This window comes from Mobilicoccus massiliensis (assembly GCF_000826525.2).
GTDB lineage: Bacteria > Actinomycetota > Actinomycetes > Actinomycetales > Dermatophilaceae > Mobilicoccus > Mobilicoccus massiliensis.
Map to the genome: position 1 here is coordinate 397,222 of NZ_LN651326.1, position 17,050 is coordinate 414,271.

General features: G+C 68.5%; 13 protein-coding genes and 2 pseudogenes. 5 read left to right on the plus strand and 10 right to left on the minus strand.

What is annotated here, in order from left to right; all coding sequences use genetic code 11:
* Nucleotides 1-191: 191 nt before the first annotated feature.
* The 5 genes and pseudogenes from nagB to arfA form a co-directional block, all read right to left on the minus strand.
* On the minus strand, nucleotides 192-974 hold the full coding sequence (gene nagB / locus BN1197_RS04410) for a glucosamine-6-phosphate deaminase (protein WP_040156402.1): 783 nt from the start codon (nucleotides 972-974) through the stop codon (nucleotides 192-194).
* Nucleotides 975-1,020: 46 nt separating this feature from the next.
* Nucleotides 1,021-1,272, minus strand: coding sequence for a channel accessory protein ArfC (gene arfC, locus BN1197_RS17655; RefSeq protein WP_040156403.1), 252 nt, complete (start codon nucleotides 1,270-1,272; stop codon nucleotides 1,021-1,023).
* Nucleotides 1,269-1,508, minus strand: coding sequence for a channel accessory protein ArfB (gene arfB / locus BN1197_RS17270; RefSeq protein ID WP_052465975.1), 240 nt, complete (start codon nucleotides 1,506-1,508; stop codon nucleotides 1,269-1,271). The genes arfC and arfB overlap by 4 nt, the downstream gene beginning before the upstream one ends.
* A 77-nt stretch (nucleotides 1,509-1,585) precedes the next feature.
* Complete coding sequence (locus tag BN1197_RS18085; protein WP_095999849.1) at nucleotides 1,586-1,804, minus strand: OmpA family protein; 219 nt, start codon at nucleotides 1,802-1,804, stop codon at nucleotides 1,586-1,588.
* 38 nt (nucleotides 1,805-1,842) lie between these two features.
* Nucleotides 1,843-2,796, minus strand: a pseudogene (arfA, locus tag BN1197_RS18145) (channel-forming protein ArfA/OmpATb); the annotation flags it as partial.
* Between the two features lie 157 nt (nucleotides 2,797-2,953).
* On the opposite strand from arfA, the gene BN1197_RS17285 reads away from it, so the two are divergent.
* The 5 genes from BN1197_RS17285 to BN1197_RS04445 all read left to right on the plus strand — a co-directional run bounded on the left by BN1197_RS17285 (nucleotide 2,954) and on the right by BN1197_RS04445 (nucleotide 10,948).
* Entirely contained in the window at nucleotides 2,954-3,127 is a 174-nt protein-coding gene (locus tag BN1197_RS17285) for a hypothetical protein (RefSeq protein ID WP_176489707.1), read from the plus strand.
* A 44-nt stretch (nucleotides 3,128-3,171) separates the two neighbouring features.
* Nucleotides 3,172-4,269, plus strand: a complete 1,098-nt coding sequence (locus tag BN1197_RS04430) for an ATP-binding protein (protein WP_052465978.1) — start codon at nucleotides 3,172-3,174, stop codon at nucleotides 4,267-4,269.
* Nucleotides 4,266-5,318: a hypothetical protein gene (locus BN1197_RS04435; RefSeq protein ID WP_040156408.1), complete on the plus strand. Its 1,053-nt coding sequence runs from the start codon at nucleotides 4,266-4,268 to the stop codon at nucleotides 5,316-5,318. The genes BN1197_RS04430 and BN1197_RS04435 overlap by 4 nt, the downstream gene beginning before the upstream one ends.
* Before the next feature lie 237 nt (nucleotides 5,319-5,555).
* Nucleotides 5,556-7,058 (plus strand): GntP family permease, encoded by a 1,503-nt coding sequence (locus tag BN1197_RS04440; protein ID WP_040156410.1) that lies wholly within the window; start codon nucleotides 5,556-5,558, stop codon nucleotides 7,056-7,058.
* 575 nt (nucleotides 7,059-7,633) lie between these two features.
* Entirely contained in the window at nucleotides 7,634-10,948 is a 3,315-nt protein-coding gene (locus BN1197_RS04445; protein ID WP_082043616.1) for a DEAD/DEAH box helicase, read from the plus strand.
* A 12-nt stretch (nucleotides 10,949-10,960) separates the two neighbouring features.
* On the opposite strand, the gene BN1197_RS04450 is transcribed toward BN1197_RS04445, so the two are convergent.
* The 5 genes and pseudogenes from BN1197_RS04450 to BN1197_RS04470 form a co-directional block, all read right to left on the minus strand.
* Nucleotides 10,961-11,791, minus strand: coding sequence for a carbohydrate ABC transporter permease (locus BN1197_RS04450; protein ID WP_052466006.1), 831 nt, complete (start codon nucleotides 11,789-11,791; stop codon nucleotides 10,961-10,963).
* A gap of 71 nt (nucleotides 11,792-11,862) precedes the next feature.
* Complete coding sequence (locus BN1197_RS04455) at nucleotides 11,863-12,798, minus strand: carbohydrate ABC transporter permease (protein WP_040156414.1); 936 nt, start codon at nucleotides 12,796-12,798, stop codon at nucleotides 11,863-11,865.
* Between the two features lie 26 nt (nucleotides 12,799-12,824).
* Entirely contained in the window at nucleotides 12,825-14,087 is a 1,263-nt protein-coding gene (locus BN1197_RS04460; RefSeq protein ID WP_040156416.1) for an ABC transporter substrate-binding protein, read from the minus strand.
* Between the two features lie 210 nt (nucleotides 14,088-14,297).
* A pseudogene (locus tag BN1197_RS17985) lies at nucleotides 14,298-15,560 on the minus strand (amidohydrolase family protein).
* 258 nt (nucleotides 15,561-15,818) lie between these two features.
* The gene (locus tag BN1197_RS04470; protein WP_052465980.1) at nucleotides 15,819-16,802 is read right to left on the minus strand and encodes an exodeoxyribonuclease III; all 984 of its coding nucleotides are present in this window, start codon (nucleotides 16,800-16,802) and stop codon (nucleotides 15,819-15,821) included.
* Nucleotides 16,803-17,050: the final 248 nt, after the last annotated feature.

Sequence of the window (17,050 nt, forward strand, 5' to 3'; positions counted from 1 at the left end):
CGGGGGACGACGCAGGTCGGTCATCTCGGTCAACACCCTACCCCCCAGGGGTATTCCTGAGTGTCGTCTCCCCCGCTCGAACAGGCACTTCTACCCCGCCCACCCGCCGAGACAGGCTTTTCCACCCCGACACGTGGGTGAAAACGCCTGTCCGAGCGGGTCTGACGGCCGGCGGCTGAGTCCGCCGAGGTTCAGAAGCCTTCCCAGACGGGCTTGCCGTCGTAGACCTCTCGGAAGTAGTCGGCGAGCTGCAGCCGGCTCGCCGCCTCGGGGTCGAGGAGCACGGTGACGTGCGGATGCATCTGCAGGGCGGTGACCGGCCACATCCCCGAGATCGGCCCCTCGACGAGATGGGCCACGGCCTCGGACTTGGCCGTGCCGATCGCCACGAGCAGGATGTGCCGCGCCTCCATGATCGTGGCGATGCCCTGGGTGAGGCAGTGCCGCGGCACGGCGTCGACGTCACCGCCGAAGAAGCGTGCATTATCGCGGCGCGTCTGGGCGGTGAGGGTCTTGATGCGGGTGCGCGAGGCCAGCGAGCTTGCGGGTTCGTTGAAGGCGATGTGGCCGTCGGTGCCGACGCCGAGGATCTGGACGTCGACCCCGCCCGCGTCGCGAATCGCCTCTTCGTAGGCCGCGCAGGCCGCGGGGATGTCGTCGGCGAGCCCGTCGGGGCCATGGACGTCGGCGGGATCGATGTCGACCTTGCTCACGAAGTCCCGGTCGATGACCGTGCGATACCGCTCGGGATGCCCCTCCGGCAGGCCGACGTACTCGTCGAGCATGAACGCCGTGCAGCCCGCGAGCGACAGTTCGCCGGCATCGACTCGCCGGCCGAGGTCGTCGTACACACCCAGCGGGCTCGACCCGGTCGCGACACCGATCACGGCGTCGGGCTTGGTCTCGACCGCAGTGGCGATGAGATGCCCACCCAACGCACCGAGTTCCTCGACCGGCCTGATGATGACCTCCACGTCACCCCTCCTCTGATGTGCCCTGCGCGGGCGTCGATGTGGCCGGTCAGCGCTCGAAGAACTCGTCGTCCTCGAACTCGACGACCTGTGGAACCACGGTTCGCCTGCGCGCCGGCCCTCCCTGCTCGCGCCGCTCCCCCTCGACGTCCTCGTCGAGAGGGGGGACGTGCTCGTCGTGGCCATCGTCACCCGCGCGGCGGGAGAGCGGATCGAGAGTACGGCTCACGGAACGCACCATGTACACCCACGTGAGGGCGAACCCGAGCACGAACGACAGCACGAGCAACCACCCGATCATCGCCGGCCTCCCACTGCCGTCGCGCCCCGGCCGGAGGCTCCGGGTGACCGGCCGGCCTCGTCGTCATCGGTCTCGTTCCACGATCGCGCCTCGTGCTCGTCGACCGCGCGCTCGATGGCCTGGGCGGGGCTCGTGGCGGGAACGAATTGCCGCGCGACGAGCCATGCGACGAGCATGCCGGCGCCGAAGGCCATGACGTACCAGAACCAGGTGGTGACGAATGCCAAGACGTCCATCGTGTTCCTTGTCGTCGATTCCGTTGTCGTCGGGGTGTGTCGTCGGTGTGTCGTGAAGGCTGCGGGCCTGTGCGCGGTCAGGCGGCGCGGATCTCGACGCGGCGGTTGGCCGCCTGGCCCTCGGCGGTGGCGTTGTCGGCGACCGGGCGCGACGAGCCGTACCCCTTGGCGGTGACGATCTGCCCCGGTACGCCCGCCTGCACGAGGATCTCGCGCACCGCGTCGGCCCGGCGCTGCGAGACGGTGGGGGTGGCTGCGGCCGAGCCCTTGTCGGCGGGGTGACCGGCGGCCTCGATGCGCGGGAAGGGGCAGGAGGCGAGCCGGCGCCCGAGTCGGCGACCGGGCGCGACGAGCCGTACCCCTTGGCGGTGACGATCTGCCCCGGTACGCCCGCCTGCACGAGGATCTCGCGCACCGCGTCGGCCCGGCGCTGCGAGACGGTGGTGTTGGCTGCGGCCGAGCCCTTGTCGTCGGTGTGACCGGCGACCTCGATGCGCGTGAAGGGGCAGGAGGCGAGCCGGCGCCCGATCGCGGTGAGCCGCTCGGCGGATTGCGCGCCCACGGTGGCGCCGCCGAACGTGAACTCGACCGGGGTGGACTTGAGCTGCTGCGCCACGCCGGCACGCACCTGTTCGCACTCGGGTGGAAGGGGGCCGGAGGCCGCGGCCTGTGCGCCGGGGAACCGGAGGCGGTCGACGAGGCGCACTCCCGGGTAGGACTGCCCGGCCGCGAAGACCGCCTGGGTGCCGGCGGACTGCTCGTCGGCCTGCCCGGTGAGGGTCATCGTGGCCCGGTCGACGACGACTCCGAAGTCGGTGATGCCGCGGCTGGCGGCGAGAACCGTGGCGATGCCCGCCACCGGCGGGGCGTCGGCCTGGGGGTCGACCGTGACCTCAGAAGCGACCCGCAACCCCTCGGAGGAGGCCCGCACGCCCTCGACAAGCGCCTTCTTGCTCGCCTCGTCGGGGAGCGTGGCGGTGACGGAGCGACGCCCTCCGGAGGTGGTGACCGAGATGGGATCACCGACCGGCTCGGACGCGGGAGCCGAGGACGCGGCCTGCCCGGCGGACTCGGCACCCGACCGCGACCCCGGGGCCCCGTCGAGGAAGAGCCCGACGAGGGCCAGCACGAGGGGGACGAGCACGGCGGCAGCGAGGAGCCATCCACCCGGCGGGCGCCGGTAGCGCCCCGTGACGGTGGCCGGGGCCGTGGCGCCCCCGCCGGGCCCCTCGTCCCGGGCCTCGTCGGTGCGTGCACGTGGCCACCGGCGCCCCTCGAACCGTTTCACCCCGACCTCCTTCGACGTCGTTCGCCAGCACCCTATTCGTTCCCGCCGACAATCGCCCCACCTGCGACAAGACCAGTTGGGCAGCCGTCCTGAAGGCCGGAAACTCTACTGCGAGGTAAGGGTTCCCTCTCCTGGTGACCTGGGTCACGATGGGGGGATGTTCACTCTCGAAGACATCGATCTGGCCGAGGACCTCGCCTACATCCGCGAGAACGCAGCACGGTTCCTCCCCGAGGACGTGCGCCCCGACGGCGAGGTTCCGGGCGAGGGAGAGACCGTGCCGGAGGCCGACGCCGTGGCGCATCCGAACGACTACCTCATCGTCGGTTGAGGTTCCGCTTCCTTACGAAACTTTATTAAAGTATCGTAAGCGGTGTGCCCGCCCCATCTTCGCGGCCCCGACTCTCGGCGCGCCCCCTTCTCGACACCGACGCCGACGCCCCGCTGTTCGTGCCGATCGGCACGGCGCTGACCGAGTTGCTCGCCGCCACGGCTCGCGGCTACTCCGTCCTGCTGCACGGCCGGCGCGGCTCCGGACGCACGACGCTGCTGCGGGCACTGCAGCGCTCCCGGCGTCTCGCAGACACGCCCGAGACGCCGGGCGCCACCGTCTTCGTCCAGGCCGCCCGCGCGACCACCGCCGGCGAGGCCCTACTCGCCTGCCTGAGGGCGCTGGACGATGTCACGGCCGACGACTTCGAGCCCTCCCCCGCCGCCGAACGGCATGCGCCGGCCGACGCCACGTCGGCGCTCGCCGCGCTGCGTCGAGCGACGTCCGAGCGGCACGTCACGTTCCTCGTCGACAACCTCGATCCGCACGTCGCGCACCGCCTCTTCGGGCTGGGACGTGACGACCTGTGGGAGGTCGACGCGTCGTTCGTCGTCACCGCGACCGACGACGACCTCGCGATCGTTCTCGCACCTCCTGCCGACGCCTTCTTCGAGGTGCGAGTCGCCCTCTCGCCTCCGACGCGCGCGGAGGCGGAAGACCTGCTCGAACGGCGTCTCGGCCACGAGGTGGACCTCTCCGGCACCACCGCCGCGACGCCACGGGAACTCCTCGACGCGGCCCGTGCGGACCCGCACGATCCCGCCTCCGCCGACGCCGCGCGACAGCGGCGCCTCGAGGCCGCGGCCACGCTGGGGGCACCGGCGCTCGGGGTCGCCCACCTGCTCGACGAACTCGGCCCCATCAGCCCGTCGGACGAGACGGTGCGGAATCGCCTGGGACTCACCGCCGCCCGAGTATCGCAAATCCTCGTACAGATGTACGATGAAGGCCTTGTCGTCTACGACGACGTCCGCCAGGGGGGGCCCGGGCGGCCGCGACGCCGGTACCGCTGGGCGGGCGGCGCGGCAGGCGACGACGTCGGTCGGGACGAGCCCGACGCAGCCTCGACCGACGAACACGCCGGTGAACACCCGGACGACCACACCCACCAGCACGCCGATCATGAGAGGAGGGCGCCATGAGTTTCTCGCAGTTGCGCCGGCTCGACCTCGGTCGTGCCTTCAACCCTGCACCGCGCCTGCACGAGCTCCCGTCGGTGTTCGTGCCGTTCGACACGCTGACCGGTGAGCGCACCGTCGAGCACGCCGCCCGCACCGCCCTCACCCACCGTCGGCGCGTCGCGCTCATCGGGGCGACCGGCTCGGGCAAGTCCTCGGTCATCGGCCACGTCCTCGCCGAGGCGGGTGACGACCTGTTCGGGCTTCGCGTTCCGGTCTCCATCGAGGAGCCCGAGGTCGCCGTCGAGCCCGAGGCGTTCCTCGCCCACCTGCTGCGCCACCTGCGGGAGGAGGCGTTGAAGACCCGGCCCGACAGTCGTCGCGCCATCGACAAGGCCGCCCCCGGCAGCGGGCGCGAGACGACGCGCACCTACACCGCCGAGGCCGGGTTCGCCGGCGTCAAAGGCGGTCTTTCGTACGCCGTCAAACAGGCGCTCGAGGAGCAGATCGCCACCAACACCCGCGCGATGGAGGCCGTGCGCGAACTGCTGGGCATCGTCGACGACCACGGAGTCGTGCCGGTCATCGTGCTCGACGACACCGACAAGTGGGTGCCGAGCCCCCTCGCGCCGCAGAACGCGCAGCTCAGAGGCCAGTTCTTCACCCGCATCCTGCGCATGCTCGCCGAGCAGATCGACGCGACCGTCCTGCTCGCCGTGCATCCGTCGTACCTCGACGACACCGCGTTCCAACAGGCCCGGGGCTTCCTCGAGCGCACCATCGAGCTGCCGACGCTGCCCGACATCGGCGCTGCCGCGAGGCTCGTCTCGCGCCGCATCGCCCTCGGTCTCGACCTGCCCGAGGAGGATCTCGACCTCGATCGCTTCGTCACGCCCGACGCGCTGACGCTGCTGTTCGAGTACTACGAGCCGTCGACCAACATCCGCCAGGGCCTGCTCACTCCCCTCAACGGCGCGCTCATCCAGGCACTCGACGCCGACGCCGAGATCATCGACGTCGTCCACGTGCGCGCCGAACTCGCCGACCTCGACGGGGCGACCTGGCCCCGCTGAGCGCCACCCGACCTCACAGACCGACGAGACAGCCGCCGTTTCCGGCCCTGCTCATCCGAGGTGGGGCATGCACACCGGCAGGCCGCAAGCGGCGGCTGTCCCGGCGAGGGCGCACCGGTTCTCGACCTCGCGAACCGCCGTGTCGAACAGGCCGATCGGCGGGATCGGTGTGCCAGGATTCGTGCACTCCTCTGGCATCCCCTCCGGATCTGACCGGATTCCCCGATCGGAGAGCTCATGACCGGCCTCGGCCTGTTCGGCATCATCGCCTCGCTCGTGCTGCTCATCCTGCTCGCGTATCGCGGCATCAACGTGATGATCCTCGCGCCGATCTGCGCGCTGTTCGCCACCGTCCTCGCCGGAGCGCCGATCCTCGCGACGTACACGCAGGTGTTCATGCCCGCGCTCGGCAAGTTCGCGACGACGTACTTTCCGCTGTTCATGCTCGGCGCGGTCTTCGGCAAGCTCATGGACGACTCCGGTGCCGCGCGGCGCATCGCCGAATCCATCGTCGGCGCCATCGGGGCGCACCGGGCGATCCTCGCGATCACGTTGTCGTGCGCGATCCTCACCTACGGCGGGGTGTCGCTGTTCGTCGTCGCGTTCGCCGTCTTCCCCATCGCGGCCGCGATGTTCCGCGAGGCCCACCTGCCCAAGCGCCTCATCCCGGCCACCATCGCCCTGGGCTCGTTCACGTTCACGATGACCGCCCTGCCCGGCACCCCCGCGATCCAGAACGCCATCCCCGCGCCGTACTTCGGCACCACGGCCTTCGCGGCGCCGGGTCTCGGCACCATCGCCGGCCTCATCATGTTCGGCGGCGGCATCGCGTGGCTCACGTATCGCGCGAAGCAGGCCGGCAAGGCGGGCGAGGGTTACGACGACGGGCCGCTCATGCGCCCGGTGCCCAAGACCGGACGCCGGATGCGCGACACCCTCGCCGCCGGGGAGGCCAAGCCCGGCTCCGAGACCCACCACGGACTCGACCCGGCGCCCGGCCGTGAGAGCGAGGTCGTCGAGATCCCACCGATCGGCAACCCGATGCCGACGTGGCTCGCGTACGTCCCCGTCGTGCTCGTCATCGCCGTCAACTGGGTCATGGTCAACCAGGTCATCCCCGCGATGAACACCGACTACCTCGCCGAGAAGCTCTACGGCGCGGCCAAGATCACCGACGTCAAGGGCATCTGGGGCATCATCGTCGCGCTCGTCGCCGCGATCGTCTTCATGCTCGTCGTCCACTGGCGCCGATACGCCGACCGCAAGAAGACCCTCAACGAGGGCACGATGGGCTCGCTGCTGCCGATCTTCAACACCGCCTCGGAGGTGGGGTACGGCGCGGTCATCGCCGCCCTCCCGGCGTTCATCATCGTGCGCGACGCCGTGCTCGGCGTCAGCGGAAACCCGGCGATCTCCACCGCGGTTGCGGTCAACGTTCTCGCCGGCATCACCGGTTCGGCGTCCGGCGGCATGAGCATCGCCCTGCAGGCCCTGGGCACCGAGCTCGCCGCCTCGGCGCAGGCGCAGGGCATCTCCATGGATCTCATGCACCGCATCGCCGCCCTCTCCTCCGGCGGCATGGACGCCCTCCCCCACAACGGCGCCGTCATCACCCTGCTCGCGATCACCGGCCTCACCCACCGCCAGTCGTACAAGGACATCGGCATGGTCGCCGTCGTCATCCCGGTGACGGCGATCGTCGTCGTGCTCCTTCTCGCCTCCACCGTCGGGACGTTCTGATCCGGCGATTTCGGCATCTGCGCCTGTCTTGCTCCGCCCATAGACACCGCGAGGCGACCCGATCCACGACCCTCGACGGCAGTGGCCCCCGAGTTCGCGCAACAAAGACCGGTCACTCGCCACTGCCCTGACGCGCCCCACCGCATCACTGCTGGTCACCGGGCCGGCACCGGAGCCCACCCGATCAGTGACCGGTCTTTGTTGTGCGAGCAGCTCAGAGACCGCCGGGCTTGCGATCGATTCGAGGCTCTACCCGAGCGGCTAGAGGAGCACAGAGGACCCGAGCAACGCGCGATCGGCGCCGATAAGTCGATCTAGACCTTTCCCAATACGCAGGAAGACGCTTCGATCGTCTCCCCCCTTGCGAAAGCGGCGTGGTGGGCGACAGTCGCACCCTTCGGTCGATCGATCCCGATAGAGCGTTATGGGATTTCCCCTATACGACCCCAGACGACATCATCGTCTCGATGACCGGCCGCCGTTCCCCCGGTTCGACGAGGACGCCGGGGCGCAGAGGGCGGCCATCGATCCGACGAGGATGACAGCCACCCGGGACGCCGTCTTACGATGGTCGGATGGGTGGGCCGAGTACGTCGCATTGGGTGAGCCGCCTACCCGACGAAGAACTCGTGCGGGTGGCGGGTGGGCCGACCTTCACCCGGGGCATGCAGCACCACAAGCGTGGGCACGTCGATCGCATCGAGTGGCTCGACGACGACGCCCTGCGGGGGCACATCCGCATCGTCGATCACACGAGCTCCGACGTTCGCGAGTTCGAGACCACGGTGCGTCCGGAGCAGACCGAAGCGGGTGCGCCCACCTGGACTTCGACGTGCACGTGCCGCGTCAAGGAGAACTGCGCGCACGCCGTGGGGGTGCTGCTCGGCGCTCGCGCGATCCTGCGCGACCTGCCCGAGGACGAGGTGAGCGACGACGGCACGCCGGAGTGGGAGCGGCGCCTGGCTGCCGTCACCACCCCGACGACCGAAGCCGAGGCCGAGACGCTCGTCGAGCCGGTGGAGACGCCGGGCGTCAAGGACGCTCTCGCGCTGGAGTTCTCGGCGCGCACCGGTGCCCCGGTGACGATGCGTCCGCGGCGTCGCACCCCCGACGGCATCTGGACCGGCCAGGGCGCGCAGTGGGCCGAGCTGCGGGAGCCGCATCGCCGCCTCGGCGAGCACCAACGTCTGGCGCTCGTCGCCATCGACCGTGCCAACCCGGTACGGGTCTCGAAGTTCGACGGGCCGGCGACCACCCTCTCGCTGGAGGTCATGGGCCCCGACGTGTGGTCGCTGTTGCGGCGCCTGGTCACGGCGGGTGTCGAGGTGTTCGCCGCCGACGGCCGCGACGTCGTCATCACCGATGAACTCACAGTCGTCATGTACCTCGACACGAGCGAGGACGGCGGACTCACCCTGCGACCCACCGCGTTTCGCCCTGGCGGACCCGAGGAGGACGTCGAGGTGCGCATCGAGGGCATCGTGCGTCCGGTCGGCGACCCGGCGCACGGCATCACCGTGGCGAGTCCGTCGCGGGTGACGATGGGGCCGACGCCGGAGCTTCTCGCCGACGGGGCCCGACAGCTTCTCCTCGATCCGCGGCCGGTGCGGGTTCCGGAGCAGGATCTGCTCCGCTTCTTCACCACCCATCTGCCCGCGTTGCGACGCTCGATGCCGGTGCGCACGTCGGCGTCGGTGCGCATTCCCGAGGTCAAACCGCCTCGCCTGCGGCTGTCCGCCCGCTACCGGGAGGGGCACACGACGTGGCTCGACTGGTCGTGGCTCTACCCGGTCGGCGACCAGACGCGCGTCATCCCTCTCGCGGACCACAGCATCCCCGGTTTCCGGCAGCTCGAGTCCGAGCAGAAGGTGCTCGACCGCCTCGCCCGCGGCCCCCTCGGCGAACGCCCGGGGCTGCTGCCGACGATCGCCGGCCGGCCGCGGCTCGCCTCGCCGGTATCGCTGGTGGGGATGGGTGCGGCGACGTTCACCGAGCAGTGTCTGCCCTGGTTGGAGGCGTGTGACGATGTCGACGTCGTCGTCGACGGCGAGGTGCCGGAGTACGGGCCCGCGATCGGCGAACCCGTCGTCCACGTCGCTCTCGACGAGCGCCCCGAGGAGCGTGACTGGTTCGATCTCGACGTCACGGTCACCGTCGACGGGCAGAACGTGCCGGTCGCCGAGATCATCCGCGCGATCGTGCGCGGCGACTCCCGGCTGCTGCTCGCCTCCGGCACGTACTTCTCGCTCGAGACGCCGGCTCTGGACCGGTTGCGTGAGCTCATCGAGGAGTCACGCGCGCTCGTCGATCGCGACAGCGGCAAGCTGCGCGTCTCCGTCTATCACGTCGGGTTGTTCGACCAGCTCGCGGCGCTCGGTGTCGTCGAGCGCCAGGCGAGCCGGTTCGCCGATCGGGTCGGGGCGTTGCGCGAGGCGCTGACCCCCGACGCTGCCGCGTCGTCCGCCGAGGTGCCCGCGGGGTTGAACGCCGAGTTGCGCCCGTACCAGGCCGAGGGACTGCGTTGGGCGTCGACGTTGTGGGACGCGCGGCTCGGCGGCATCCTCGCCGACGACATGGGTCTGGGTAAGACGGTGCAGGTCATCGCCCTGCTCGAACGCGCGCGTGAGCGTGAGGATCTCGGCGCGCCGGTGCTCGTCGTCGCGCCGACGAGCGTCGTCGGGGCCTGGGCCGAGCAGCTCGCACGGTTCGCGCCACAGCTGCGCGTGGCGATGCTCACCGAGACCGAGTCCAAGCGACTGAGGGAGGGCGGCGAGCCGCTCGCGACCGTTGCTGCCGAGGTCGACGTCGTGCTGTCGTCGTACACGCTCGTGCGACTCGGCGAGGAGTCGTACACCGACATCGCCTGGCGGGCACTGATTCTCGACGAGGCCCAGTTCGTCAAGAACCACCGCGCGAAGACGTACCAGGTCGTGCGCCGCATGGAGCGCGATTTCACGCTCGCGATGACCGGCACACCGCTCGAGAACTCGCTCATGGACCTGTGGTCGCTGCTCTCGCTCACCGCGCCGATGCTCTACCCGATGCCGCAGGACTTCTCCATTGACTACCGCACGCCGATCGAGGTCGGCGGCGACGACGTGCGGCTCGCCTCGCTGCGCCGCTCTATCGCGCCGTTCGTGCTGCGCCGCACCAAGGACGCCGTGGCCTCCGACCTGCCGCCCAAGCAGGAGCAGACGCTCGTCGTGCCGATGAATCCCGTGCACCGGCGGGTCTACGACAAGCACCTTCAGCGCGAACGCCAGCGTGTCATGGGCCTGCTCAAGGATCTCCCGAACAACCAGGTCGCGGTGCTGTCGGCGTTGACCACGCTGCGGCAGATGGCGCTCTCCCCCGCGATGCTCGACCCGGAGTACGCGCAGGTCGAGCCGAGCAAGGTCGAGGTCCTCGTCGAGCACCTCACCGAGCTCGCCGCCGAGGGCCACCGGGCCTTGATCTTCAGCCAGTTCACGCGGTACCTGCGGCAGGTGCGCGAGGCTCTCGAGGCGGCGGGGGTCGCCACCGAGTACCTCGACGGGCGCACCCGCGACCGTCAGGCCACCCTCCAACGGTTCCGCGAGGGTGACGCGACAGCGTTCTGCATCTCGCTCAAGGCCGGCGGGTTCGGCATCACCCTCACCGAAGCCGACTACGTGTACGTGCTCGACCCCTGGTGGAACCCTGCCGCGGAGGCCCAGGCCATCGACCGCACCCACCGCATCGGGCAGGACAAGTCGGTCATGGTCTACCGCCTCGTCGCCGCGGACTCCATTGAGGAGAAGGTCCGTGACCTGCAGGAACGCAAACGCGACCTCTTCGCGAAGGTCGTCGACGAGGGGGCTGCCTTCGGCTCTGCGCTCACGGCCGACGACCTGCGTGCTCTGCTCTCCTGAGCCGCCGCGGGCTCATCCCTTGACCGCGCCCTGCGTCACGCCCTCCATGACCCAGCGCTGAGTGAACAGGTAGACGATGATCGCGGGAGCCATCGCCATGAGATACGACGCGAAGGCGACGTTGTAGTTGTTGCTGAACTGCGTCTGGAAGATGCTCTGCACGACCGGCAGCGTCTGCAAGGACGGGTCGGAGGTGATGAGCGACGGCATCATGAAGTCGTTCCATGAGGCGAGGAACGCGAAGATCCCGACCGTGGCGCTCATCGGGGCGAGCAACGGAAAGATCAGTTGCCAGAACGTCTGCCACGTCGAGGCCCCGTCGATCCGCGCGCTTTCCTCGAGCTCGGCGGGAATGGAACGCAGGAACGCCGTGAACAGCAGCACGCTGAAGCTGAGCTGGAACATGATGTGCAGCAGGATGACCCCGCCCGGGTTGTCGAGGCCGGCCAATCCGGTGAGCCGGATCTGCGGCAGCGCGAGCACCGGGAACGGAATGAACATCGCGGCGAGCAGGTAATAGAACGACCATCTGAACAGGCGGTGGTTCCAGTTGCGCGAGATCGCGTACGAGGCGAATGCGCCGAGGAGGATCGTGCCGATCACCGTCGCCGCGGTGACACCCGTCGTGATGAGGAACGCCTTGGGAAATCCGGTGAGGGTCCACGCCTCGCGGAATCCGTCGAGGCTGAACGGCGCCGGCAGCGAGAAGGCGTTGCCGTCGACCGACTGCTTCGTGGTCTTGAACGCCATCGACACCGTGACGTACAGCGGCACGATGACGGTGAGCGTGCAGAGCAGGAGGATGATCGTCGTCGACCAGCTCGACCGTTCCTGTCGACTCATACCGGGCCGGGCCCGCACGTTGTCGCCGGGCGGGACGGCCTCGGTGGCGGGGAGGTTCGCCTGCATCGTCATCAGAACACGTTCCTTCCGCGGGTGGCCGCGAGTTGCACCGCCGAGAGCATGAGGATGATGAGGAAGAAGACGGTCGCATTGGCCATCTGATAGGCGTAGTCGCCACCGGTGAAGCCGGTGACGATCGTCATGGCGATACTCCGCGTCGACGTGCCCGGGCCACCCTCGGTCAGGCCCATGATGATGTCGTAGGAGTTGAGAAAGTTCTTGAAGCTGATGATGACGTTGATGACGACGTAGCCGGCCACGAGCGGGACCGTGATCCTCATGAGCGTCTGCAACTTGGAGGCTCCGTCGATCGACGAGGCCTCGTACACGTCGCCGGGAATCGAGAGCAGACCCGCGATGTAGATGAGCAGGGTGCTCGGAATCGCCTGCCATGCGGTGACGAATACGATCGCCAGCCAGGCGAGGTCGGGATTGGCGAGGATGCTCTCACTGAGCGCCGCGATGCCCGCCTTCTGCCCCAGCACCGGGAGCGAGTTGGAGAAGAGGTAGTTGAAGACGTAGGCGATGATGATGCCGGAGACGACCATCGGAATGACGAAGATCGCCCGCAACGGTGTCTTGAGGTGGATTCTGCTGGTCAGCCCCACCGCGAGCAGAAAAGCGACGATGTTGACCACGACGACCGTCGTCACGGCGAACAACATCGTGAAGCCGTAGCTCTCCCAGATCGCGGGGTCGGTGAACAGCGCCTGGTAGTTGATGAGGCCGATGAAATCCCAGTCACCGAACCCGATGGAGTTGGTGAAGCTGTAGAACACGCCCATCGCCGCCGGCAGGGTGATCGACAGTGTGAAGAGCAGGAGGGCGGGCAGCAGGAAGAGGTAATAGATGCCCTCGACGCGGCGACGGCGGTGTCGCATCGTCGGGGCTGCCGAGGCGGTCGACTGCGATGACGTGGGCGCCGATGGCGTTGGTGCGGTGGCCATGTCTGGATCCTCGTGTGCGTGGGCGGTCACTGACGCAGGGCCAGGCGGGCCCAGTCGGCGTCGAGGGTGCGCAGGGTGGGCACCACGGGGCTACCGGTGACGACGCCCTGCATGTAGTTCTCCGTCGGGATCGTCAGCGGAATGGCCTTGGACGGGCCCTGATAGAAGAGCGCCTTCTCGTAGTACGGCTTCATGTCGACGATGCGGGAGTCGGTCACCGGAGCCGAATCCGTGGTGGTGCCGTAGCCGAGTTGCGCCTTGTTGTACTCGTTCATCACCTCGGGGCGGAACAGGTAGGTGAGGAACCTGCGGGCTGCCTCCTTGTGTTCGGAGTCCTGCGGGATCCAGGCGGCGAGGTCGATGTTCACCCGCACCTTTCGCGACGCCGGGTCGTCGGTCATCGGCAGGGGGAAACACCCCAGCTGTAGATCCGGAGAGGTCTTGGCGATCTCGCCGAACGCCCACGGCCCCTGGAGGTACATGGCGGCCTTGCCCTGGGCGAAGGCGAGGTTGCCATCACCGTAGCCACGACTCGCCGCGTCCTTGTTGGTGTAGGTGTCGCTCAACTGCTTCATCCGTTCGACCGGCTCGGCGAAGTCCTTCTCGAACGACACCGGGGAATTCGGGCCGACGCTCGTCCCCTCCGCACGCAGCCTCTCGAAGAACCGCGCCACGTCGACCATTCCGCCGACCGAGTAGTCGAACCAGCCTTGAGCGACCGACCAGGGCTCGGCGTACGTGGCGTAGAAGGGGAGCACGTCGTTCTTCGCCAATGTGGCGCACACGGCAAGCAGCTGTTCCCAGGTGGTCGGCACTTCGAGGTCGTGCTCGGCGAACATCGTCTTGTTGTAGATCACCGAGGCGGCCATGACCGAGTACGGCAACACACTGACCCTGCCGGGATATGTCGCGTATTGATCGACGAGCTTCTGCACCTCGGGCAGGACGCGCTTGGTCTCGGCCATGTCCGACAGATCGGAGAGGGCGCCGCGCTCCATGAACCGGGCCATCTCCATGTTGTAGTTGAGCAGCCCCAGGTCGGGCGGATTGCCCCGGAGGAAGCCGGCCTGCAGGTTGGAGGCGGTGTCGAAGACGACCTCGATCTCCTGTTGCGAGGCGTTGAACTGATCGATGAGCTTGCGAAAGTACGGAATCGCCTCGGGTTTGCTGAGGTGGAACTGCATCCGTTCGCGCCCACCGGATCCGCCGCATCCGCTCACGCCGGTGAGCAGAGTGGCCGCGCCGATCCCCTTGAGCAGTGTGCGCCGCGAGACGCCCGCCTCTGCCATCTCGTGTCCTCTCCGACTCCTCCGACGGCCCTCCGAGGGCCCCGAGTCGCACCTCTCCGATCCAGGCATCCTCCCACCGCGGGGCCGACGATTGTCCGGTTGCGACGCGACGTTTGTGTCGGAGCTACCCGCCGGTCACCGGATGGCACGATTAGGTCGGCGTGACACGATCCGGTCGGCGGGCGATGGCGGCCCGCAGCCACGCGTCGATCACCGTGTCGCGCGTCGAATGTCCAGTTCGGGGTCGAAGGTGACCGTCTTCTTGAAGAGATACTCGCCGTTGCGCACCGACGCGAGCACGTCGGCACGCCGGCGCACCGCCTCCAACGCGTCGGGAGCGTCCAGGACGATGAAGTTGGCGGCCCGCCCGGGCTCAAGCCCGTACTGATCGGTCAGGCTCAACGTCTTGGCGCCGTTGTAGGTGATCAGGTCCAACGCAGTTTCCATCTGCGAGAACGACATGATCTGCGCGACGTGAATGGCATTGTCGAGGACGTTCATGAGGTTTCCGTTACCGGCCGGGTACCAGGGATCCACGATCGAGTCCTGCCCGAGGCTCACGTTGATGTCGTTCTCGAGGAACTCCTTGATCCGGGTCACGCCGCGGCGCTTGGGCTAGCTGTCCTGCCGAGCCTGCAGATAGGAGTTCTCGGTCGTGGGCGCCACGAAATTGATGCCGGACTTCGCGAAGAGCCCGATCATGCGAAAAGCGTAGGCGTTGTCGGCCGAGCCGAACGAGCAGGTGTGCGATGCGGTGGTGCGCGGGCCGATGTCCTCGATCATCACGCGGGCGTTGAGAAGCTCGACGAACCGGCTCATCGGATCGTCCGTCTCGTCGCAGTGCACGTCGATCAATTTGTCGTACTTCAGCGCGAGGTCGACGGTTTTGTGCACGGACTCTTCGCCGTACTGGCGCGCCCACTCGAAATGCGGGATGCCGCCCACGGCGTCCGCGCCGAGCTTGAGCGCCTCCTCCATGAGTTCGGCACCCTTCTTGTACGCGAACATGCCCTCCTGGGGGAATGCGACGACCTGCAGGGTGACGTTGTCGGCGAGCTCTTCCTTCAATTCGAGGAGTGCTTTGACACCGGTGAGGCGGGGGTCGGTGACGTCAGCGTGCGTACGGATGTACTGCACTCCGTGCGAGACCTCTTCCTCGATCGCACGGATCGCGCGACGCTTGACGTCCTCCACGGATTGGTTCTTCTTGATCTCGGACCAGCGGTCGATGCCCTCGAACAGGGTGCCGCTGGTGTTGTCGGCGGCCTCGTCATCGCGACCGGTATAGGCGTAGTCCAGGTGCAGGTGGGAATCGACGTACGGGGGCGCCACCAATCGCCCTTCCAGATCGATGACCTCGTCGGCGTCGCCGAGATGTGTCCCGATGTCAGTGATCACGCCGCCCGTGACGAGAATCTCCGTGGCTTCGTCGTTGCGGTAGATCGACGCGTTGGTGAACTTCTTACTGGCCATTTCGCCACTCCTCTTTCTTTGCACGTTCGCCAACGGCGCCCGCAAGAGGTTCGACGCCGACCACAAAGCCACGCCCAACCGCAATGCGGACGGGGGAAAGCCCGGTCACGACCCTAGCGTTCTGGTCGGAACCCGGCGAGTTGTCGTCATGGGGACCAGTTGCCATGGGCGGCGGCAAACTGTGCGGGTCGAATATTGAGACGGCTTTGACCCTTCACATCGGTCGACGACGCATCCGCCCAGGCTGCTGCAGCGACATCACCCGATCGCGGAGTGGTTTCCATTCCCTGCTGACACGATCGAGTCGACCGGATGCGCGGGCTCGGGAAAGAAGTCGTAGTCGACGACCACGGGGGCGTGGTCGGAGAGCCGCTCCTCGTAGCTCGCCTCGCGATCGACGACGGCAGAGACCGCGCTGCGGGCGAGCGCCGGGGTGGCGAGGTGGTGGTCGATGCGCCACCCGACGTCGTTGACGAACGCCTGGCCACGCCAACTCCACCACGAGTACGGCCCGTCGGCGTCGGGATGCAGCCTCCGCACGACGTCGACGAAGGACCGCGGCGAGAGGATCGAGGCGAACCACTCGCGCTCTTCGGGCAGGAATCCCTCCGACTTCTGGTTCGAGCGCCAATTGCGCAGGTCCTGCCTGGTGGGAGCGACGTTGAGATCGCCCATGAGCAGGTACTCCCGGCCCCGGGCCGCCGCCGCGCGCCGCGCATGCCCGATGTGCCGGGCGAGCCCCGCGAGGAACGTCATCTTGCGGGCGTACTTCGCTCCTCCGTCCGGCTCCTCCCGGCCGCCGGGACGCTGCAGATGTTCGGGGAGCCCGCCCTTGGGCACGTAGAGCGAAGCGACGGTCACCGGCGCCTCGGCGAGATCGACCTCGACGTACCGGCCCTCGCCCCCGAACCGTCGCAGGTCACGCGCGAGCGGCCACGCGACATCGTGATCGGTGGCCTCGAGGTGGTTCTCCCCCGGCGCTCGGACGAGCACGCCGGCGCCCCACCCTCGCACCGCCTCCGGCGCGTGCCGCGTGAGCACCGCGACCCCGTTGCGCCCGTTGATCGTGCCCTGGTCGTACGCGAGGTGGTAGTCACCGAAGACCCCGTCGGGCAGCATCGCGGCCGGGCAGCGCATCTCCTGAAGAGCGACGACGTCGCAGTTGCGCTCGGCCAGCCAACGATCGAACCCCCGCCTCTGAGTGGCCCGGATTCCGTTGACGTTGAAGCTCGCGACACGCATGCCGGCCAGGGTAATGACCACCACCGACAACTCCCGACCGCACCTCCGAGCGGCCCGGGCAGACGACACCACGCCCGCTCACACCGCCGAGACAGCCGTCGTTTCCGCCTCGAGCCGGACGAAGACGCCTGTCCGAGCGAGCGGGGCCGGAGTCGGCCCCCGATCGAGGACCGCTCGTGCGGACGGGGCACCGTCGTCTCCGGGCGCGAGGCCACCCCGATGCTTCGCCACCCGCCCCGGGCCGGCGC